This window comes from Kitasatospora sp. NPDC005748 (assembly GCF_040630735.1).
Lineage (GTDB): Bacteria > Actinomycetota > Actinomycetes > Streptomycetales > Streptomycetaceae > Kitasatospora.
This window is the reverse complement of record NZ_JBEXYD010000051.1, coordinates 21,381-43,083: the sequence shown is the minus strand read 5'-3', so window position 1 is coordinate 43,083 and position 21,703 is coordinate 21,381. Positions and strand designations below refer to the sequence as shown.

Below are 21,703 nucleotides of genomic sequence, written 5' to 3'. Positions count from 1 at the left end.
CCGTCCACCGTCCACCGGCCACCCACCGGAATTCCGATTGCCCCGCAGCTCACCGGGATGATGGAGTGCCCGGATGACTACCGATCACGACACCTTGCTGGCCCTCGTCGACTCCCGGATGCGCCGAGGCATCTCGCGCGAGACCCCGGCCGCGCGCATCGAGCGGTCCCCGGGAATCGTGCGCCAGAGCGGTCCCGAGAGCGTCTGGAACGGCATCGTCTGGTCCGACCTCGATCCCACCGGCGCCGACGCCGTGATCGCCGAGCAGGTCCGCCACTACGCCGGTCTCGGCCAGGACTTCGAGTGGACCGTGTACGGCCACGACCGCCCGGCCGACCTCGGCGAGCGCCTCACCGCCGCCGGCTTCACCCCGGAGGAGCCGGAGACCCTGATGGTCGCCGACCTCGGCGACCTCACCCGCCGGATGGCGGACACGGCGGAGCCGGCCGGCATCGAGCTGCGCGAGGTCACCGACGAGGCGGGGGTGGCCCAGGTGGTCGCCGTCCACGAGGAGGCCTTCGGCACCGACGGCACCCGGCTCGGCCGCCGCATCCTGGCCCAGCTCACCGAGAGCCCGGACACCTTGAAGGTGCACCTCGCGATCGCCCACCACGAGGGCCGGGAGGTTCCGGTGTGCGCGTCCCGGATGGAGCTGTACCCCGGAACGGGCTTCGCGGGGCTCTGGGGCGGCGGGACGCTGGCGGCCTGGCGCGGCCGTGGCGTCTACCGCGCGCTGGTGGCGCACCGGGCCCGGATCGCCGCCGGTCTCGGCTACGAGTACCTGCGGGTCGACGCCTCCGACCAGAGCCGCCCGATCCTGGAGCGGCTCGGCTTCGCCGTCCTGACCACCATGACGCCCTACCAGTACGAGCACCGGGCCCGGGGCTGACCGCGCGCCTCGGGGCAGGGCCACGGTGACGGGGCTGACCGCGCCCCTCGGGGCAGGGCCGGGCCGACGGGGCCGTTCAGGGGATGCGCGGCGTGTGCCACCGGCCCGGTGCCGGGTGGGCCCGGATAGTGGGCAGGTCCGTTCGGCACGGGGCCGGGCGCAGGAGGGAGCGGACCCATGGCCGGAACGTCCGGGGAGCCGGACGGCGGGTACTCCCCGCAGCGGTGGACCGCGATGACCGGGATGTGCGTCGCGGCCGGCATGGTCTGGCTGTCGTTCGCCGACTTCGGGGTCGCGGTGCCGACGATCTCGGACGAACTGTCGGTCTCGCTGCCCGCCCTGCAGTGGGCCAACAACGCCTTCAGCCTCTCCACCGGTGCGCTGGTGCTCGCGGCCGGGAAGCTGGGCGACGTGTTCGGGCGCAAGCGCATGCTGGAGGCCGGCCTGGTGCTGCTGGGCGTGGTCTCCTTGCTGACGGCGTTCACGCCGGGGGTGACCGGGATGATCGCCGGGCGGGCCGCGATGGGCTTCGGCGCCGCGCTGATCCTGCCCGCGACGCTGGCGCTGATCCCGCCGATGTTCCCGGTGAGCGAGCAGCCCCGGGCGTTCGGGGCCTGGATGGCGGTGGCCTGGGTCGGCCAGGCCGCCGGGCCGGCCGTCGGCGGCGTGCTGACCGGCCTGGCCGGCTGGCGGTCGACCTTCTGGATCAACGCCCCGCTGGCGGTGATCGCCTGGTGGCTGGTGCGCCGGTCGGCCGTGGAGTCCACCGACCCGAACGCCACCCGGCACATCGACTTCACCGGCCTGGTGATCAGCGCCGCGGCCGCGTTCTGCCTGCTCTACGGGTGTACGGCCGGTCAGGAGGACGGCTTCACCGACCCGGTGATCATCACTTTGCTGGTCGCGTCGGTCCTGCTCGCGGCGCTGTTCGTGCTGGTGGAGCGGCGGGTCCGGGATCCGCTGCTCGACCTGCGGCTGTTCGCCTCCCGGCCGTTCGACGGGGCGCTCGCGGCGAACTCCGTGATGAACATCGTCTTCGCCGGGGTGAGCTTCCTGCTCACGCTCTACCTCCAGGAGGTCCGCGGCTACGGTCCGGTCGCGGCCGGGCTGCTGTTGCTGCCGTCCACCGTGACCATCCTGCTGTTCAACCCGTTCGGCGGCCGGGTGGCGGCCCGGCGGGGGGCACGGCTCCCGGTGGTCGTCGGCCTGTTCCTGCTGGGCATCGGCACCCTGGTGACCGCCGTGATCGGCGACACCTACCACTACGCCGTCCTGGCCACCGGGCTGCTGGTGCTCGGCGCCGGTCTCGGGCTGATGTCCGTCCCGCTGTCCGACACCGCGGTCGCCGGGCCGCCGGAGGAGCTGGCCGGCACGGCCTCCGGGATGTTCAAGGTCACCAGCATGCTGGGCGGCGCCTTCGGGGTGGCCGTGACGGTCGCGGTCCAGCAGGCGGTGGAGACCGACCAGGCGATCAGCCGGGCGCGGGCGGCCGGGCTCTCGGAGGACGACGCCCAGCAACTGGGCAACGCGGTCACGGACTCCAAGCTCGCCGACCAGATCCTCTCCTCGGTCGACCAGGCCACGGCGGACGCCATCACCGCGGCCTTCCGCGACGTCCAGGCGATCGGCGCCGGCCGCGCGATCGGCCTGGCCGGCCTGCTCGCGGTCGTGGCGGCGCCGGCCCTGCCGCTGCTGTGGCGGCAGCGGGCGGGACGCCGGGAGCCCGCGACGGCGCGGAAGGAGCACGAGACGCGGTAGCCGGCGGACCGCACCGCGCAGGCGGCTCGCCGCCCCTCCACCGTTGTGCGCTCCTGCGCCCCCTCGTGCTGTCTGGCCAAGTCCGTTGTGATGCCGGTGACTTGGACTCCAAGGACGGTTCTAGAATCATGTCGGCAACGGCAGGAGTCCAGCGAACACCGGGGAAGAGGCGACAGCCAGCGTGGATCCCGTACTGCGACCGTTCCGTGTCGAGGGGAAGGCCGTCCAGCTCGCCAAGTACCTCGCGGAGGAGGAGATCGGCGATCTGGTCGGCTGTTCCTGCATCGGCAACGACGTCACCATCGACCTGTCCGACATCCACTTCCTGATCAGCCTGGTCGACCTGGGCGGCGGGCTGCGGCTGAACTTCCACATGGCGCACGACGGCCCGGCCCGGGCCCGCTCCTGGAGCCGGCGGCTGCCGGCCGAGGCGGGTCCGCGCGACATCGCCCGGCGGATAGCGATGGATGTCGCCACGCTGGACCGCGAGATCGCTCCGCTGCGCAACAACCCGCCGAGGCCGCCGGCCGCGCGCTGAGCCCCGCCCGGCGCCGGGCGGGGCTCAGCCGCTCGCGTTGCCGTGCAGCACCAGCGCCCAGCAGAGGCATCCGAGGGCCGCCGTGCAGAGCAGCGCCCGGGCGATGTTCCAGTGCACCCAGCGCGCCTCGAACCGCTCGCGCACCGCGGCGGGCTCCGGGATCCGCCCGGGCTCCCCGGCGGCGGCCAGCGCGTCGTTCAGCGGGATGTTGATCTTCCGGGTCACCGCGAGCGCCGCGGTGTAGCAGGCCAGGGCCGCGACGGCGGCCGGCAGGACGTCGTGACCGTCCGACGGCAGGTGCAGTGCCACCGCCACCGCCGTGCAGACCAGCGCACCGACGAACCCGACCAGGAACCAGCCGTTGAGGATGGCCACGTTGATGCGCTGCATCACGTCGATGAACGTACGGTCCTCCGTCGTGCGCAGCCCCGGCATCACCGAGCAGGCGTAGGCGTAGAACAGCCCCGCGCTCAGTCCGGTGGTGATCGTCGCGGCCACGAGGGCGATCACGCGTGCAGCTTCCATCGGGTTCGTCCCTCGTTCCGTCCACCGGTGTCGCCGCCTCGGCCGACCGGCTGTCGGCCCGGGCCGGCCGCGGCGCTCCGTCCGCCCACGACTCGCTCGGGTGACGCGCCGTCAGGCCGCTTCCACGCGCTCGCACTCCTTCCCCGTCGACACTCTCACGGGCGCACGCCGATCCGAACCGGTTTTCACCGTGCCTCCCCACGGGCCTGCCCCGCCCGCCGCGGGGGCGGGGCGGCCCCGCGGCGGATCAGGTGTGGATGCCCTGGCCGGGGGTGAGGATGCCGGCCGGGTCGTAGCGGCGCTTCGCCGCGACGGCGGCCGCCCAGCGGGAGCCGTAGTGACGGCGCCAGTCGGTCGGCGTCATGCCGGGGACGGCGCCGATCAGGTAGCGCTTGCCGCCCAGGGCGACGGCCCGGTCGTAGAGGCGACGGTTGCGGCGGAGCATGGCGGCGGTGTCGGCGCCGGGGGCGGGGAAGGAGAGCAGGTCGAAGTGCCAGCCGACCGGTGCGTCCGGCATCACGGCCATCGGGCGGGTCAGGGCGGCGGTGCGGTAGGGGTAGAGCAGGAGGAGCCCGGCGCCGAGGTCCGCGGGGGTGAGCGACGCGGTGGCCTCACGGACGAAGGCGGCCGCGGTGGAGGCGGGCAGGAAGACGCTGAGCCAGGCCTTGGGCTGGGTCCAGAGGCCGGCGGCCTTGAGGTAGCCGGCGAAGCCGTCGACCCGGAAGGCGTAGTCGCGGGCGCTCTGGTCGACGACGGTGGTCTCGCCCGGGAGGCAGCGCAGCCCGCGCAGCAGGGCGTCCCGGTCCGGGGGCGTGGCGCCGTCGTAGTGGGCGACCGTCTCGATCTTGTACCGCCACGTGCCGGCCGCGGCGTCGAGCACCGCCTCACCCGCCTGGAGGTCGAAGCGGCGCTCGGCCATCAGCCGCTCCTGGTCACCGAGGTAGGCGGCGAGGTCGTCGTAGAACAGGCTGAACACCAGGGCGCGCTCGCGGGCCGGGACGAGCCGCAGCGTGGCGCGGACGATGATCCCGGCCTGTCCGCCGCCGGCCAGGACCGCCTCGAACAGCTGACGGTTGGTGGTGGCGGAGGCGGTCAGCAGCCGGCCGGTACCGGTGACCACGTCGACCGACTCGACGGTGTCCACCTGCAGGCCGTGGCGCTGCACGGCGGAGCCGATCCCGCCCACGCTGAGCGTGCCGCCGACGGAGAGGTGCAGGTAGTCCGTCAGACAGGGCGGCATCCAGCCCTGGGCGAGGGCGGCGTCGGTGAGCTGCGCCCAGGTGACGCCGGCCTCCACCACGGCCCGGCCGGGGGTGAGGGAGAGGATCCGGTCCAGGCCCCGCGCGTCGACGGCGATGCCGCCGGGTGCGGTGGCCTGGCCGTAGCCGGAGTGCGACTCCAGCTCCGCGGGGTCGCCGCCGCCGCTCTGGCCGTTCACGGCGACCGGGATCCGGTGGCGGTGGGCGAAGCCGACGACCTCGGTGATGTCGCGCACCGAGCCCGGCCGAAGTACGGCCCGGGGCGCGGCGGTCACCAGGTGCCCGAAGTCACCGGTGAACCGGGTGAGCGTGGCGGGGTCGGTGACCAGGCTGCCGTCCAGCCGGGGCAGTGCGGCCACCCCGTCCGCCGTGGTCGGGCCGTCGGTGGGGGCGCCCTGGCCGGCGGCGACGGCCCAGCTGCGGCCGGCGGTGTTCCAGCCGATGACCGTGGCCGCCGCGCCGACGAGCAGACCGCGGCGGGGCAGAGCTGACTTGCTCATGGCAGATATCTCCGATCAATCGTCATATCAGCGCAGTTGTACCGCAGTCGGCCCGTCTCCGGGCAGTCCCCTGCGCCGTCGACGGCGTGAACGGGGCGCGGGCCGTCCGGACGGCGGGCTCAGGCCGGTCCGGCGCCGTCGTCGTCCACCTCGACGATCACCAGCGTGCCCCGGCTGCCCGGGGCCACCGCGTGCGGGACGCCGGCCGCCACCACGTACAGCTCCCCGGGGCCGAGCGGGACGGCCGTGCCGGCGACCAGCAGGTCCAGCCGGCCGTCCAGGACGAGCAGCGCCTCGGCGTGCGGGTGCCGCTCCTCGGCCAGCGGCAGCTCGTCCATTCGCAGCACCTTGACGGCGGCCGTGCCGATCCGGCCGAGGACGCGCGAGCGCCAGGCTCCGGGCAGTGCGGCGGCGGTCGCGGGGACGTCGATCCGGTTCATGGCACACCTCTTCCGGCGCGGTCCGGCCGCGCCCGTGATCACTGGGATGCCCGCACGCTATCCGGGACGCGGGGCGCGTTGGTCGACCGTTCGGCAAAATCTCCGGACTGCCGCCCCGCTGACACCCCGTCGGGAGGGAGGACTAGCCTGGACGCATGTTCGTTCTGGAGTTGACCTACACCGCGCCCCTGGACCGTATCGACGCCGTGCTCCCGCGGCACGTGGAGTGGCTGAAGGAGCACTACGAGGCCGGGACCTTCCTCGCCTCGGGCCGCAAGGAGCCCCGCGACGGCGGCGTGATCATCGCCGTGGCCCCGGACCGGGCGGTCGTCGAGGAGATCGTCCGGACCGACCCGTTCAGCCTGGCCGGTCTGGCGGAGTACACCGTCACGGAGTTCCTCGCCACCACCACCGCGCCCGCACTGGACGCCTACCGCCAGCAGCTGCCCGCCTGAGGACCCCGCGGGGGCCGCTGGAGGGTGACGCGTACGACCTGTTCCACCAGGCCCCGCGGCAGCCCGCCAACCGGCGGGCCATCCTGGACCTGGTGACCGGGCACCGCGCCTGCGGCCGCTGGCTGGACGCGATGACGGCCCGCTCGGTGGCCGGCTCCAGCCCGGAGGCCGTCGCCGGCTACCTCGACGACTGGACCACCCAGGACTTCGCGGCGCGGATCGCCGGCAGCACCCTGCCGGTCAAGGTCTTCGTCGGTGAGCACGACCTCGCGCTGTCCGCGGAGTTGATGCGCGGCACCCGGCTGGCGCACTACCCGAACGCGGACCTGGAGGTCCTGGCCAACTCCGGGCACTACCCGATGCACGAGGTGCCGGTGGCGCTGGCGACCGCCCTGGAGGCCTTCCTGCGCGCCTGACGGGCGCTGGGGGTCGGCTCCGGGGTCGGCCTCCGGGGGTCCGACCCGGGGGAATGTCACGCCAGCGGCGGCACCTGCTCGGCCAGCCGTCGCACCAGCCGGTCCAGCCAGCCCCGGACGGTGGCCTCGTCGAAGAGGTCGGCGTCGTACTCGGCCAGGCCCGTCAGGCCGTTCCCCTCGGGGGTGAGCATCAGCAGCAGGTCCGAGCGGGCGCCGCTGCCCGGAACGTCCTCGACCACGACGTCCAGGCCGGTCAGCTCCAGGACCGGCGCCGGGGTGGTCTGCACGGCCAGCAGCACCTGGGGGAAGGACGGCGGGAGCGCCAGCCCGCGCGCCCGCAGCTCCTCCGTGACCAGGCCGAACGGAACGGCCGCCTGGTCGAGCGTGGTGGCCAGGGCCTCGCCGGCCCGGTCGACCAGCCCGGCGAACCCGCCCGGCGCGCGGCTCGGCAGCCGGACCGGCAGGTTGGTGGTGAGCAGCCCGACCAGCCGCTCGTGCTCGCGGCGCCGCCGGTTGGCGGTCGAGAGCATCACCAAGGTCTCGTCCGCGCCGGTGAGTTCGCCCAGCAGATCGCCCACGGCGGCCAGCACCACGGCCGCCGGGGTGGTGGAGCGGCGGGCCGCGCACCGGTTCAGTGCCGCGGTGAGCTCGGGGGTGAGCGTGAAGGGCAGCACGCCGCCGTGCCCGGAGCGCCGTTCGGGCCGGGGCCGGTCGGTGGGCAGCGGCACCGTGAGCGGCAGTCCGGCCAGCCGCTCGGCGTACCGGGCGGTGGCCCGGCGCACCGCCTCCCGGGTCACCACCGTCCGTTCCCAGCAGGCGTGTTCGATCATCGATCCCGGCTCGGGCAGGTCGGCCCGGTGGTCCCCGTACAGTGTGCCGAGATCGGCCAGCAGGGTGGCCAGGGACCAGCCGTCCAGGACGATGTGATGGAACGTCAGCAGCAGGACGTGGTGCTCGGGGCCCAGCCGGAGCAACCGGGCCCGGAGCAGGGGCGGGGCGGCGAGGTCGAACGGGGTGGCGGCCTCCTCACGGGTGGCGGCGGCCACCGCCTCCGCGCCGCCGCCCACCGCGGCGACCGGCAGCGGCAGGCCGTCGGGCGCGGGCAGGACCTGCTGGAGCAGCCCGAGGTCGGAGGGCGCGTAGCGGGTGCGCACGCTGCGGTGGCGGGCGGTCAGCGCGGTCAGGGCCCGTTGCAGGCGGGCGGGGTCGAGCGGCCCGCGCAGGGTGATCCGCTGGGTGATGTTCCACAGGCTCGGGTCGGCCACCCGGCCGTGGCTGCGGTGCATCCGGGCCTGGGCGATGCCGGCCGGGGCGGCGGCCTCGGCGGCGCCGCCGCCGGTCAGGGTGGCGAGCAGCCGGGGCCGTTCGGCCTTCACGAGGGCGACGAGCGGGGCGTCCATCGCTCCGGGCGGGGCGAGGTAGTCGAGCCGGCCGCCCTCGGTGGAGAGGACGATCTCCCGCTCGTCCAGCAGCCGGACGAGCCGCTGCCAGTCCTCGGTCGGCGCGGGCACGGCGGGCGCGGTCGGTCCGGTGGGCACGGCGGTCACAGCGTCCCTCGCTCGAAGGTCTCGGCCGGTGCGGCGGCGCGGGCGCGGTCGGCCATGCCGCGGATGGTGGGCCGGCGGAAGAAGTCGAGGATGCCGATCTCCAGGCCGGTCTCCTCGCGGACCAGGTTGAGCAGCCGGGTGGCGGCCAGCGAGTGCCCGCCCAGATCGAAGAACGAGGTCTCCACGCCCGGGGCGGGGACGTCCAGCTCCTTCGCCCAGAGCTGTTGGAGGCGCTGCTCCAGCTCGGTGGCGGGGGCGGTGTCCGCGTCGGCGCCGATCGGCACGGCCGGGGGCAGTGCGGCGCGGTCCAGCTTGCCGTTGCGGGTCAGCGGCACGTGGGTGACGCGGGCCCAGAGCCGGGGCACCATGTGCTCGGGCAGCCGGTCGGCGAGCTCGTCGCGCACCCGGGCGAGGGCGGCGGCCGCGTCGGGAGCTGTCGGAGCTAGCAGAGCTGCCGGAGCTGTCGGAGCTGCCGGAGCCTCGGGGTCTTCGGGGGCTTCGGCGGCTTCGGGCGCGAGCACGACGTACGCGGCGAGCGCGGTGCCCTGCGGGCCGTGGTGCGCGGCGACGGCGGCCTGCCGCACCCCGGGGACGGCGCGCAGCACGTTCTCCACCTCCCCTGGTTCGATCCGGTAGCCGCGGATCTTCACCTGCTCGTCGATCCGGCCGAGGAGCTCCAGCGTGCCGTCGGGCCGCAGCCGGCCGAGGTCGCCGGTGCGGTAGCGCAGGCCCTGCGGAGTGTGGACGAAGGCGGCGGCGGTCTCCTCGGGGCGGTTCAGGTAGCCGAGGCCGACCTGGTCGCCGAGCACGTGGATCTCGCCGACCGCGCCCTCTGGCACCGGCCGGCCGTGCGGGTCGAGCAGCTGGACGCGGCTGCCGGGGACGGGGCGGCCGACCGGGGCGTGGTCGGGGCCGTCGGCGGAGAGTTCGACGCTGGTCATCGCATGGGTCTCGGTCGGCCCGTAGTGGTTGAACAGCCGGCACCGCGGGTTCTCCCGCAGGAAGGCGCGCAGCGCGGGGGTGAGCAGCAGCTGCTCACCGCCGGAGACGATTTCGCGCAGGTCGGGCACCGGGGCCTCGGCCAGGGCGCCGAGCAGGCCGGTCAGGGTGGTGTGCGGGAGGTGGATGCGTTCGGTGCGGGTGCGCCGGAGGTGGTCGGCCAGCGCCCGGGCGTCGTAGCGGGTCGCCTCGTCGACGAGGACGAGGGTGCCGCCGCCGGCGAGGGCGGTGAGGGTCTCCTGGACGCAGACGTCGAACCCGCAGGAGGCGTACTGCAGGGTGCGCAGCGGGCCGTGCTGGTCGGTGTTCCAGTCGACCAGGGACCGCAGGCCGCGGTAGGGCATCACGACGCCCTTGGGCCGGCCGGTGGTGCCGGAGGTGTAGAGGCAGTAGGCGGGTGACTCGGGATCGGGGTCGCCGGCGGCGGGTGCCGGCGGCACCGCGCTCTCGTCGTCGGCCAGGACGGCGGGCAGGGCGATGCCGAGCCGGTCGGTGCCGGTGCGGGTGAGCAGGACGGGCGCGCCGCTGTCGGCGGCGATCAGTCGGCAGCGCTCGGCGCCGTGCACCGGGTCGATCGGTACGTGGACGGCGCCCAGGCGGACGACCGCGAGCAGCGCGGCGACCTGGTCGGCGGAGCGCGGCAGCAGGGTGGCGACGGGGGTGCCGGCGGTGACCCCGGCGGCGGCCAGCAGCGCCGCCAGCCGCTCGGCCCGGTCGGTGATCTCGCGGTAGGTGACCGGGGTGCCGCCCGGGGTGAGGACGGCGGTGCGGTCGGCGTGCGCGGCCGCCGTGCGGGCCAGCCGTTCGCGCAGCGACGGGGTGCCGGGCAGGGCCGGGGCGGCCACCTCGCGGCCGCCGGGCAGCAGCTCGGCCACCGGGCGGGCGGGGTCGGCGACGGCGGCGGCCAGCAGCTGCTCGAAGGCGGTCAGCAGGCGCTCGACGCTCTCCCGGTCGAAGAGCGCGGTGGCGTACTCGACGTGGCAGCGGATGCCCTCCGGCAGGTTGGTGAGGAACAGGGTGAGGTCGAAGCCGGACTTGTCGACGACGTCGTCCAGCGGCCGGGCCTCGATGCCGGGCAGGTCGAGCTCGAACAGTGCGTGGTTCTCGAACTCCACCATCACCTGGAAGAGCGGGTTGCGGCTGGTGTCGCGGGCCGGGTTCAGCTCCTGCACCAGGACTTCGAACGGGAGCCGCTGGTGCTCGTAGGCGTCCAGTGCGGTGGTCCGCACCCGGGCGAGCAGCCGTTCGAAGTCGGGCTCCCCGGACAGGTCGAGGCGCAGGGCGAGCGTGTTGACGAAGAAGCCGACCAGGTCCTCGGTGCCCTCCTCGCGGTTGGCGACGGGGGTGCCGAGCACGAGTTCGTCCTGGCCGCTGAAGCGGTGCAGCACGCCGGCGAACGCGGTGAGCAGCACCATGAACAGGGTGGAGCGCCGGGAGCGGGCCAGCTCCCTTACCCGGGCGGAGAGTCCGCCGTCGAGCAGGCGGACGAAGGCGCGGCCCCGGCCGTCCGGCAGGGCCGGGCGCGGCCGGTCGGTGGGCAGCGCCAGCACCGGCAGCTCGCCGCCGAGGACCTCGCGCCAGTGCGCCAGGCTCGCGGCGTGCGCGCCCTCGGCCACCAGGGCCCGCTCCCGGGCCGCGAAGGCGGCGTAGTCGGTGGGCAGGTGCGGCAGTTCGGGGCGGCGGCCCGACTGCGCGGCCCGGTAGAGCTCGCCCAGCTCGCGGGTGATCACCACGGCGGAGAGGGTGTCGATGACGATGTGGTGCATGGCGAGGACGAGCACATGGCGCTCCTCGGCCAGACGCAGCAGCCGGGTGCGCAGCAGCGGGCCGGTGGCCAGGTCGAAGCGGTGGGCGCCCTCCTCGGCGACCAGCGCGCGGACGGCCTCCTCCCGGTCCTGCCCCGGCGGGGCGTCCTCGACCGGGAGCGGCGCACCGGTGGCGGGCAGCACCACCTGGTACGGCTCGCCGTCCTGCTCGCGGAAGACGGTGCGCAGCGCCGGGTGCCGTTCGGTCAGGGCGTGCAGGGCGCCGGCCAGCGCGCGGTGGTCGAGCGGCCCGTCCAGGGCGATGGCCTTGACCTCGTTGTACCGGGAGCTGTCGGGCAGCATCCGGTGCAGGAACCACATCCGCTGCTGGGCGTACGACAGCGGCGCGCGCCGCTCGCGGGGCCGCTGGGCGGTGCGGCGCAGCTCGTCCAGGTACGGCAGGCCGGCGGCGACGAGCTCGGGCGAGAGGCCGAAGTCGACGAAGGCGGCGATCTCGTCGGCGCCGGCGGCGCGCAGCGAGTCCAGGACGGTCCGCACGCTCTCCGGGGTGCCGATCAGCGCGCGCGAGGCGCAGTACCGCTCGTAGGCGCGCTCCAGGACGAACTCCAGGTCCTCCTCCGGGGTGTTCTCGTAGTCTAGGGTGAGGCCGAGGCTGTTGGCGACCTGCCCGAAGAGCGAGAGCGAGGAGCGCAGGTAGCCGCAGAACGGGCGGTAGGCCTGCTCGCGGGCGGTGGCGAGGTCGGCGCCGAGGTAGCTGTGCACCAGCACCACCACGCGCCCGGCCTCGGGGTCCAGGCCGTGCTCGGCCCGGGTGCGCCGGTAGAGGGCGACGTTGGCGGCCAGCTCCTCGACGCTCTGGGTCATCAGGTTGGTGATCACGCCGAGGTCGTGGCGGGCGGCCTCGCGGAAGCTGTCCGGGTTGCCGACGATCGCCGTGTACATCGGCGGCAGCTCCTGGAGCGGGCGCGGGTGCAGGTGCACCTCGATCTCCTCGCCGCTGCCGTTGCGGCCCCGGTAGGGCTCGCCGCGCCACAGCGCCCGGATGGTGTCGACCTGCCGGTGCATCAGCTCCTTGTGGGTGCCGTAGCGGTCGGGGAAGAACAGGAAGTCGTTGGGGTGCCAGCCGCTGGCGCAGCCCAGGCCGACCCGCCCGCCGGACAGGTTGTCGACCACCGACCACTCCTCGGCGACCCGGACGGGGTGGTGCAGCGGCAGCACGGCGCAGCCCGCGTTCAGCCGGACGCGCTCGGTCTCCCGGGCCAGCGCGGCGGCCAGCACCGAGGGGTTGGGGAAGATGCCTCCGAAGGAGTGGAAGTGCCGCTCGGGCAGCCAGACGGCGTGGAAGCCGTTGCGGTCGGCGAACCGGGCGCTCTCCAGGACGATCCGGTAGCGGTCCTCGGGCCGGGTGTCGAGCGGGTAGTCGCCGAAGAAGGAGAGGCTGAAGTCGACCTCGCGGTCCGGGTCACCGGCGGGCGCGGGGACGGGGACCGGCGCAGGGACGGGCGCGGGGACGGGGGTGGGCGCGGGCAGTTCGAGGCGCGGGGCGGGTACGGACGGCACGGCCACCCCGCGCGTCGAGGGGAAGAAGCCGCCGCGCCGCATGTCCCGCAGGGAGGAGCGGACGGCGTCGGCCACGAACTCCACGTCGCCGTCGGAGTGCGCGGTGGAGAGGAAGAAGTTGCGCCACTCCCAGACGTAGACCCCCTTGACCAGCAGGTGGTGGAAGAGCAGCTCCATGTCGGCACGCGGCTCGAAGCGGAAGAGCGAGCCGAAGTGCGCCAGCCGGAGCGGGAACTCCTCCTCCTCGAAGAAGCCGTTGAGGGTGGTTGCCAGCTCGCCGGTCCGGGCGTTCAGCCGCTCCTGAAGGCCCGGCCCCTGCTCCTTGAAGTGCCGCAGCACGGCACGGCAGGCGGCCATCGACAGCGGGTGCTGGATGTAGGTGCCGCCGAAGAAGGTGGTGTCGTTCGGCGGGTGGCTGGCGTCCCCGTACTGCCAGAAGCCGCCGTCGATGCCGTCCATCACGGCCGCCCGCCCGGCGATGGCGCCGATCGGGAAGCCGCCGCCGAGGACCTTGCCGTACGTCGAGAGGTCGGGCTCCACGCCCCAGAACCCGCGGGCGCCGCGCAGGTGCGGCCGGAAGCCGGTGAGCATCTCGTCGAAGATCAGCACGATGCCGCGGCGGGCGGTCAGCTCGCGCAGCCCCCGGACGAACTCGGCGGGCTGGCGGGACGGGTGGCGGCTCTGCACCGGTTCGACGAGCACGGCGGCGATCCGGTCACCCAGCTCGTCGATGACCCGCAGGCTCTCCGGCTCCCCGTACGGCAGCACGACCAGGTCGGCGACCGCGCTGCCGGGGATGCCGATCGACACCGGGACCGTCTCGCGCTCGGCCCCGTGGCCCACCGGGCGGCCCAGCGTGTGGTCGAAGTGCCCGTGGTACGAGCCCTCGAACATCACGATGGTGTCCCGCCCGGTGTACGCCCGGGCCAGCCGGATCGCCCCCGCGTTGGCCTCCGTCCCGGAGTTGGCGAACGCGACCCGCTCGGTGCCGGTCAGCTCCGCGAGCAGTTCGGCGGCCTCGCCGGTCTCCGCGCCGCGCGGACCCAGCCGCAGGCCGCCGGCCAGGTGCTCGCGGACGGCCTCCTGGACGAAGGCGGGCTCGTGGCCGAAGAGCAGCACGCCGAAACCCATCGTGATGTCGACGTAGGAGTTGCCGTCGACGTCCTCCAGCCGGGAGCCCTGCGCCCGGCGGGCGGCGAGCGGGTAGAGCATCTCCTTGGTGGCCGAGCGGAAGCCGACCACGGCCCGGCTGTCCGCGAGCACCCGGCGGTGGCGCTGGGTGAGCGCCTTGGAGGCGGCGGTGCGGGCGGTGAAGCGTTCGACCAACTCGTCGAGGTGGCGGCGCTGTTCGGCGGTCAGGCCGCCCCCGGCCATCCCGGAGTCCCGGGCGACCGTGACGCGCGGGCCGTGCACCTGTGCTTGCGATGGGGTGGCCGGTTGGGCCGGTGTGGCGGGGAGTTCCGGTGCGACCGTGACGGCGGCGGCTGCGGCGGTGGGCAAAGCGGTCGCGGTCGGCGTGGCGGGCGTGACGGGGGCGCCGGCGAGCAGGGCGAGCTGGTCGGCCATCAGCTGGGAGAACTGGCCCATCAGGGCGAGCTGGCGTTCGACCACCGCGCCGGCCCCGTCGGGAGCGGCGGCCGCCACCGGGGTGACGGGAGCCGCAGCGACGGGGGCCGCAGCGACGGGGGCCGGGGTGGCGGGGGCCGGGGTGGGCGCCGGCTGTCCGGGCGTCGGCGCGGGCGCGGCCGGTGCCACCGCCACGGGCGCCGGTGCCGGCGCGGGCACCGCTTCGGGAGCCGCCGCCGTCGGCGCGGGCACCAGGCCGGCCAGCGCCTCGGCGCTCATCCGCCCGGCGATCAGCCCGGCCAGCCGCGCCGGGGTGTCCGCGTCCTCGAACAGCTCGCGCATCGGGACCCGCACCCCGAAGGCGCGCTCCAGGTCCCGGATCATGTTGATCATCGACAGCGAGTCGGCCCCGAGGTCGAAGAAGGGGTCCTCGGTGCCCACCGCCTCCTCCGCCACGCCGAGCTGACGCGCGGTCTGCGCGACGACCCGGCCCAGGACCAGGGCGGCCGCCTGCTCCAGCGGGTCCGGCGCGGGGGTGTCGGTCATGACGGGCTCCTCCAGGACGGTGCGTTCGGCTACGGGCGGGGCCGCCGGCCCGGGACGGGCCCCGGCCATGGTCAGCGGTACGGAACCCGACAGCGGTGCGGGCCCCGGCGCCGGTACGGTCCGGGTCGCGGTCGCGGGCGGCGATGCGGTCGAGGCCTCGGCCGTGTCTCCGGCGCCGGGCGCGGAGAACCAGTGGTAGGTACGGTGGAACGGCCGGCCCGGCAGCGGGACGCGCCGCGCGGGCCCGTCCGGCCACCGCCGGGCGGCGGCGGCCGCCGCCCAGTCCACCGGCACCCCGTGGGTCCACAGCGTGCCCAGTGCGGTGAGCAGTTGGCGCTCCGGGCCGCGACCGCGGCGTCCGCTCGGCACGAACACCGCCCCCGCGAGTTCGCGCCGGCCCAGCCCGCTCAGGGTGTGGTGCGGACCGACCTCCAGGAAGAGCCCGTGGCCGAGCCCGTCGAGCGTCGCGAGCACCCGGTCGAAGCGCGCGGTCTCCCGGGTCTGGCGGACGAAGTGGTCGGGGCCGGGCACCGTGCCCGGTGCCAGCGGCACGCCGTCCAGATTGCTCACCAGCGGGACCCGCAGCGGCCGGAGGGTGATCTGCTCCAGCCGGCGCCGGAACGCCTCCAGCATCGGCTCCATCAGCCGGGAGTGGAACGCCCGGTCGGCGGTGAGCCGTTCGGTTCCGACACCCTCCAGGGCGAGCACCGCCTCCGCTCCCGCGATGTCCCCGGGCCGCCCCGCCAGGACGCACTGCCCGGCGCCGTTCACCACGGCCAGGTCCACCCCGGGCAGCCACTCGGCGAGCGCGCCGAGGCGTTCGGCGGACGCGGTGGCCACCGTCATCGCCCCCGGCTCCGTCGAACGGTGCATCAGCCGCCCGCGCACCCCGGCCAGGAAGAGGCCGTCGGCCAGCGAGAAGGCCCCGGCCGCGTAGGCCGCCGCGTACTCGCCCGCGCTGTGCCCCGCCACCGCCGCCGGCCGCAGCCCGAACTCCTCCCAGAGCGCGGTGTACGCGGCCTGCACCGCGAACAGCGCGGGCTGCGCGGCCTCGGTGGTCCACGGCTGCTCCTCGCCGTCGGGACCGGGCTCCAGCAGCAGGGGCAGCAGCGACTCCCCCCAGGTCTCGCGGTGCAGCCGGTCACAGGTGTCCAGCACCTCCCGGAACACCGGGTACGCCCGGTACAGCCCGGCGGCCATGCCCCGGTACTGCGCGCCCTGTCCGGTGTAGAGCAGGACGGGGGCCGGTGTGCCGCGCCCGGCGTCCCGCGCCGAGTGCGCCGGGCCGGAGGGCCGCCCGGCGACGAACCCGGCGAGCGCGTCGGCGAGTTCGGCGGGCCCGGTGCCGGTGACGGCGAGCCGGTGGCGCAGCGGGCGGCGGCCCGCGCCGAGGGTGAGCAGCAGGTCGGCCGGGCGGGGCGGGTGTTCGGCGCGCAGCCGGTCGAGCACGGTGGCCGCGAGGTCGCTGAGCGCCTGCGGGCTGCGGGCCGACAGCGGCAGCAGGGCGACCGGCGGTTCGCTGTCGGGGGCGGCGGGGGCGTCCGCGGGGGCGCCGGCCGGCGCCTCCTCCAGGATCAGGTGGGCGTTGGTGCCGCCGACGCCCAGCGCGCTGACCCCGGCCCGGCGCGGGGCATCCCCGGTGGGCCAGTGCGATGCCTCGGTCGGGAGCGTGAAGGGGCTGCCGGCCAGCCCGAGAGCCGGATTGGGCCTGGTCAGGTGGGTCACCGGCGGGATCGCCCGGTGGCGCAGCGCGAGGACGGCCTTGATCAGACCCGCCATCCCGGCGCAGGTGTCCAGGTGGCCGATGTTCGGCTTGACCGAGCCGAGGGCGCAGAAGCCGACCGCCCCCGTACGGGCCCGGTAGGCACGGGTGAGCGCCTGGACCTCGATCGGGTCGCCGAGCGGGGTGCCGGTGCCGTGCGCCTCGACGTAGCCGATGCTGTCGGCCGGCACGCCCGCCACGTCCAGTGCCCGGCCGACCACGGCGGCCTGGCCGTCCAGGCCGGGCGCGGTGTAACCGACCTTGCCCGCACCGTCGTTGTTGACGGCGGAGCCGAGGATCACCGCGTGCACGGTGTCGCCGTCGGCCAGCGCCCGGTCGAGGCGCTTGAGCAGGACGGCGGCGACGCCGTTGCCGCCCACCGTTCCGGCGGCCCGCTCGTCGAAGGCCCGGCAGACGCCGTCGGGCGCCAGGATCGAGCCCTCCTGGTAGCGGTAGCCGGCGGCCTGCGGGACGTGCAGGGCGGCGGCGCCCGCGAGGGCGAGGTCGCTGTCACCGGTCAGCAGCGACTGGACGGCCAGGTGGACGGCGACCAGCGAGGTGGAGCAGGCGGTCTGCACGCCGACGGCGGGCCCGGTGAGGCCGAGCCGGTAGGCGACCCGGGTGGCCGCGAAGTCGGCCTGGTTGCCGATCGCCACCTGCAGCGCCTCGACCGGCCGGGCCGGGTCGGCGGCCGTGCCGATGGCGTGCTGGAGGTAGCCGCGCAGCGAGTACAGCGTCATGCCGGTGCCGGCGAAGACCCCGACCCGGGTGTCCGGCGCGGTGTCGCCGTAGCCGCCGTCGTCCAGGGCCCGGGCACAGGTCTCCAGCAGCAGCCGCTGCTGGGGGTCCATCAGGGCGGCCTCGGCGGCGCTGATGCCGAAGGCCTCGGCGTCGAAGTGGCCGATGTCGGCGATCGGCGCGGTGACCGGGACGAAGTCGGGGTGGCTGTACTCCTCGGCCCGGATGCCGGCGGCGGCGAGCTGCTCGGGGGTGTACCGGGTGGTGCTGACCACGCCGTCGACGATGTTGCGCCAGTACTCCTCGGGGGTGTCCGCGCCGGGCAGCCGCAGTGCCAGGCCGATCACCGCCACCCGCCGGTCGGCGGGCACCTCCGGCGCGGGCGCGGCGGAGGTCGGTGCCGGCTCCGGCGCACCGCCGGCCAGCCGGGCCGCCAGCGCGTCCACGGTGGGGTGCCGGAACAGCGCGGTCGGCTCCAGCCCGGGCGCCGGGCCCGCCGCCAGCGCGGCCTGGACTCGCATCAACTGCACCGATCCGAGGCCGAGTTCGTGGAAGGGTCGGCCTGGGTCGACCGGTTCTCCGAGGACGGCCTCGAAGGTGTCCAGCACGGCGCGGCGCAGCTCGGCCGGGGCGGGCGCCGCCACCACCGGGCGCGCCGGACCGGCGGCGGGCGGCTGCGGGGCGTCGGCGACCAGCCGCGGCTCACCCGCCAGCAGTCGGCGCCGGGCGGCGGGGCGGGTGCCGTCGGGACCGGCGTAGTAGTGACCGGGCGGGGCCGCGAGCAGCGCGGTGGCCAGCCGCCGGCCCTCGGCGGCGTCGAGCACGGCGATCCCGCGCTCGGCGGCGGCTGCGTCGTGGGAGGCCTCCCGGTTCATCCCGACACCCCGCCACAGGCCCCAGGAGACCGTCCAGGCCGCGACCCGGTGCTCCCGGCGCAGCCGCTCGACCGCCGCCTCCAGGGAGCGGTTGGCCGCCGCGTACCCCGCCGAGCCGACCGCCTCCTGGAACCCGATCATCGAGGAGTAGCCGACGAACTGGGCACCGGGGCGGGCCGCCACCAGCTCGGCCAGCGCGTCGGTGCCCGCGGTCTTGGCCCGGACGGCCTCCTGCCACCGCTCGGGTCCGAGCTCCTCCAGCAGGCCGATCCGGTACTCGCCGGCCAGGTGCAGGACGCCCTCCAGCGGCGCGCCCCAGGCCTGTTCGGCCTCGGCGACGGCGGCCGCCAGGGCCCGGCGGTCCGTCACGTCGGCCGTCCGGTACTCGACCCGGCCGCCGGCCCGCACCAGGCGCTCCAGCGCGGCGCGGCGCGCGGCCGCCGCCGGACCGCCCGCGGCCGGGTCGGTGCGCCCGACCAGCAGCAGGTGCGGGCCGTACCGGCGGAGCAGTTCCGGGAGCAGTTCCCCGGCGAGGCCGCCCAGCCCGCCGGTCACCAGCCAGCGGGCGCCGGGGGAGAGCAGCGTGCAGGCCGGTGCGGCGGCGGCCTCCGGCGCGGTGAGCGGGGCGAGCGGGCCGAGCCGGGGTACGTAGGGGCGCCCGTCACGCCAGGCGGCCTCGGGCTCGCGCCGCGGGTCGGCGAGGAAGGCCAGCACGGCCCGCGGGTCCGCCGGGGCGTCGGCGGGCAGGTCGAGGTGGCGGGCCCCGGCGAGCAACCGCTCGGCCCGGGCCCCGGCGGTCAGGGCCGCCGTCGGCGCGGCGACCGGCCGCGGCAGCTCGCCGTCGGCGAGCGCGTGCAACCCGGCGCTGACAGTGACGAGTTCGACCCCGTCCGGACCACCGCCGTACCGGTGGGCCAGCGCCCGGGTCAGTCCGAGCAGGGCCTCGCCGCACAGCACCTCGTCCGGCTCGGCAACCTGCGCCCACAGGTGCAGCACCCGGTGCGGGCGGCGGCCGGCCGCCTCCAGCTCGTCCAGCAGCCGCGGCCAGCTCCCGGCCCGCCGCTGGTCGAGCGCGTAGCCGTCGCCCAGCCGGGCGAAGGACTCGGCCTGGGACGCCTGGACGGTGTCCGGCAGCAGGGCGGCGAGTGCGTCCGACAGCGTGCCCGGTCCGACCGGCCCGAGCAGTAGGACGGTCCCCGGCGGTGGCACCGGCGCGGCGTCCGGCGCGGGCCGGGGCTCCCAGGCCGCACGGCGGACGACGTCCGGCACGGTGCGGGCATTGCCCTCGGCGAGGTCGAGGCGGGTGATCAGCGCGTCCAGGCCGCCGTCCAGCAGCCGGGCGCGGATCGCGGTGCGCTGGATCTTGCCGCTGGTGGTGCGGGGGAAGTCGGCGGCCGGGACGGGGAGCACCAGCGCGGCCGACAGCCCGAACCGCTCGGCCAGCGCGGCCCGTACGGCGCCCGCCGTCCGGTGCGGCTCGCCCGTCTCCGGGGCGGCCACGAAGAAGACCGCCAACTGCTCGCTGCCGCTGCGCTCGTCGGGCACCCCGCACGCGGCGACGTGACCGGAGAGCACCCCGTCGACGGCGGACACCACGTCCTCCAGGTCGTGGCAGAAGTGGTGGACGCCGTTGATGATGATGATCTCCTTGCGCCGACCGGTGAGGATCACCTCCCCGTCGCGCAGGTAGGCGAGGTCCCCGGTGTCGAACCAGCCGTCGGCGGTGGCGGATTCGCGGTCCGCCCGCGGGTTGTTCAGGTAGCCGGGAGTGACCCGGCCGGAGGAGACCTGGAGCCGTCCGATCCGCAGCTCGGGCAGGACGGCGCCCCGGTCGTCGGCGACCCGCAGCCGCGCGCCGGCGGCCGGGCGGCCCATCGAGAGGAAACGGGTGGCCGCCTCGTCCGAGCCCTCCGGCAGCGGCCGCAGCGCTCCGGTCAGCGAGTCGGTGGCCAGGACCTGGACGGCGCCGGGTTCGCCGTAGCGCTTGTAGGTGATGACGGTGCAGGTCTCGGCCATGCCCCAGGCGAGCAGCAGGTGGTCGGGCCGCAGACCGGAGGGGGCCAGCCTGGCCAGGAACTCCTCGGCGACGCCCTCGGTGCACTGCTCGCCCGCGTTGATCAGGGACTTGACGGCCGAGAGGTCCCAGCGCCGCTCGGGGGCGGCCCGCAGCGCCTCGGCGACCAGGCGGTAGCCGAAGTTCGGCGACCAGGAGTGCGCGGCGCCCCGGCGCTCCAGCGTGTCCAGCCACACCAGCGGGTCGGCGAGGACGAGTTCGGTGGGGATGTGGGTCTGGTCGCAGGCCGCCACGACGTCCCGCAGGTGGAACATCAGCAGGCCCGCGACATGGTCGAGCGGCAGCCAGTTGACGGTCGGGTCGCCGGGCGCGAAGCCCTGCTCGCAGGCGCCCGCCACGTACTCCAGGATGCCGCGGTGGCTGATCCGGATCGCCTTGGAGCGCCCGGTGGAGCCGGAGGACAGCTGGAGGATCGCGACATCGCCGCCGGCGCCGTGCGGCGCCGCGGGCGGCTGCGCGGCGGAACGGTCGACCGGGATCACCCGCAGACCGGCGGCCCGCGGGTCGAGCCGGCCGATGCCCGCGAGCCCGGCGACGGCCTCACCGGCGGCCAGCACCGGCGGGTGCTCCAGCGTCTCCCAGGCGTTGACCAGCTTCTCCAGGACGGGGCCCGGGCGGTCGTAGCCCGGCGGGCGGGCCACCGTGACGGGCAGGACGCCGCCCAGCAGACAGGCCCAGAGCGCGGGGAAGTAGTGCTCCAGGTCGGGGACTTGGAGGATCGCGCGGTCGCCCGGGCCGAGGCCCGCGGCGGTGAGGGTGCCGAGCACGCGCAGCGCCCGGTCCAGCAGCTCGGGGTAGCGCAGGGTGGTGGCGCCGCCGTCGGCGCGCACCAGGTGCAGGCCGCGTTCGGGGTGCAGCCGGGCGGCGCGCAGCAGCGCGTCGGGCAGGTCGGCGGGGCCGTCGGGCAGCGCCGTCAGGACGGGTCCGACGGCGACGGCGGGCTCGCCGGCCGCGGGCTCGGGCTCCGCCGGCGGCTCCGGTGCGGCCGGCGCGGCGGCGCCGAACGGGCGCCAGCGGCCGGTGAGTTCGCTCAGGTGCCGGCGGGCGGGGCGGGGGTGCTCGCGCGGGTCGCGGGCGGCGGCCAGGGCGGCGGCGTCGGCCGCCCCGTCGGCGGTCCGGGGGATGCCGTCCACCAGGCGGATCTCCGCGTCGGGGGCGTCCTCCAGCAGGTGGGCGGCGGCCCAGCGGCGCAGTCCGGCGTGGTCCCGGTCGTCGGCCGGCACCAGGTAGACGATCGGCCCGGCGCCGCCCGGGGAACCGCCGGGGACGAGGGCGCAGTCGGCCAGGCCGGTGTGGCGCAGCAGCCGGCCCTCCACCACGTCGGCTCTGGGGCGGTCGGGGCCGGGGACGCTCATGCGGGTCGTACCTTCCTGGGCTCTGCGACAAGGGCGGGCGGGGCGCGGTACGGCGGGGTGACGGCGGGCGGCGGCCGGGGCGGCCGGTACGGCGGTCGGGCGGGCACGGCGGGCGGTCGCCCGGCGCTCGGCCGC

The 21,703-nt window shown here is 76.0% G+C and carries 10 protein-coding genes; 5 read left to right on the top strand and 5 right to left on the bottom strand.

Features of this window, described 5'->3' with window-relative positions:
• Positions 1-73 precede the first annotated feature (73 nt).
• From ABZ495_RS28350 to ABZ495_RS28340, 3 genes are all read left to right on the top strand, one after another.
• Positions 74-889, top strand: coding sequence for a GNAT family N-acetyltransferase (locus tag ABZ495_RS28350; protein WP_359838738.1), 816 nt, complete (start codon positions 74-76; stop codon positions 887-889).
• Between the two features lie 177 nt (positions 890-1,066).
• On the top strand, positions 1,067-2,647 hold the full coding sequence (locus ABZ495_RS28345) for an MFS transporter (protein ID WP_359809085.1): 1,581 nt from the start codon (positions 1,067-1,069) through the stop codon (positions 2,645-2,647).
• A gap of 181 nt (positions 2,648-2,828) precedes the next feature.
• Entirely contained in the window at positions 2,829-3,185 is a 357-nt protein-coding gene (locus tag ABZ495_RS28340) for a hypothetical protein (protein ID WP_329485788.1), read from the top strand.
• Positions 3,186-3,209: 24 nt separating this feature from the next.
• Here ABZ495_RS28340 and ABZ495_RS28335 read toward each other — a convergent pair whose 3' ends face one another.
• From ABZ495_RS28335 to ABZ495_RS28325, 3 genes are all read right to left on the bottom strand, one after another.
• Positions 3,210-3,710: an anthrone oxygenase family protein gene (locus tag ABZ495_RS28335; RefSeq protein WP_359809084.1), complete on the bottom strand. Its 501-nt coding sequence runs from the start codon at positions 3,708-3,710 to the stop codon at positions 3,210-3,212.
• Between the two features lie 247 nt (positions 3,711-3,957).
• Positions 3,958-5,469: an FAD-binding protein gene (locus ABZ495_RS28330; RefSeq protein ID WP_359838736.1), complete on the bottom strand. Its 1,512-nt coding sequence runs from the start codon at positions 5,467-5,469 to the stop codon at positions 3,958-3,960.
• A gap of 119 nt (positions 5,470-5,588) precedes the next feature.
• Positions 5,589-5,909, bottom strand: a complete 321-nt coding sequence (locus ABZ495_RS28325; RefSeq protein ID WP_359809082.1) for a cupin domain-containing protein — start codon at positions 5,907-5,909, stop codon at positions 5,589-5,591.
• A gap of 155 nt (positions 5,910-6,064) precedes the next feature.
• Here ABZ495_RS28325 and ABZ495_RS28320 point away from each other — a divergent pair, with 155 nt between their 5' ends.
• Entirely contained in the window at positions 6,065-6,364 is a 300-nt protein-coding gene (locus ABZ495_RS28320) for a YciI family protein (RefSeq protein WP_329485784.1), read from the top strand.
• 92 nt (positions 6,365-6,456) lie between these two features.
• Positions 6,457-6,780: an alpha/beta hydrolase gene (locus ABZ495_RS28315; RefSeq protein WP_359809080.1), complete on the top strand. Its 324-nt coding sequence runs from the start codon at positions 6,457-6,459 to the stop codon at positions 6,778-6,780.
• Between the two features lie 56 nt (positions 6,781-6,836).
• Here the strand turns inward: ABZ495_RS28315 and ABZ495_RS28310 are convergent, their stop codons facing one another.
• Both ABZ495_RS28310 and ABZ495_RS28305 read right to left on the bottom strand, forming a co-directional pair.
• Complete coding sequence (locus ABZ495_RS28310) at positions 6,837-8,318, bottom strand: condensation domain-containing protein (protein ID WP_359838734.1); 1,482 nt, start codon at positions 8,316-8,318, stop codon at positions 6,837-6,839.
• Between the two features lie 5 nt (positions 8,319-8,323).
• Positions 8,324-21,568, bottom strand: a complete 13,245-nt coding sequence (locus ABZ495_RS28305) for a MupA/Atu3671 family FMN-dependent luciferase-like monooxygenase (protein ID WP_359838732.1) — start codon at positions 21,566-21,568, stop codon at positions 8,324-8,326.
• Positions 21,569-21,703 lie beyond the last annotated feature (135 nt).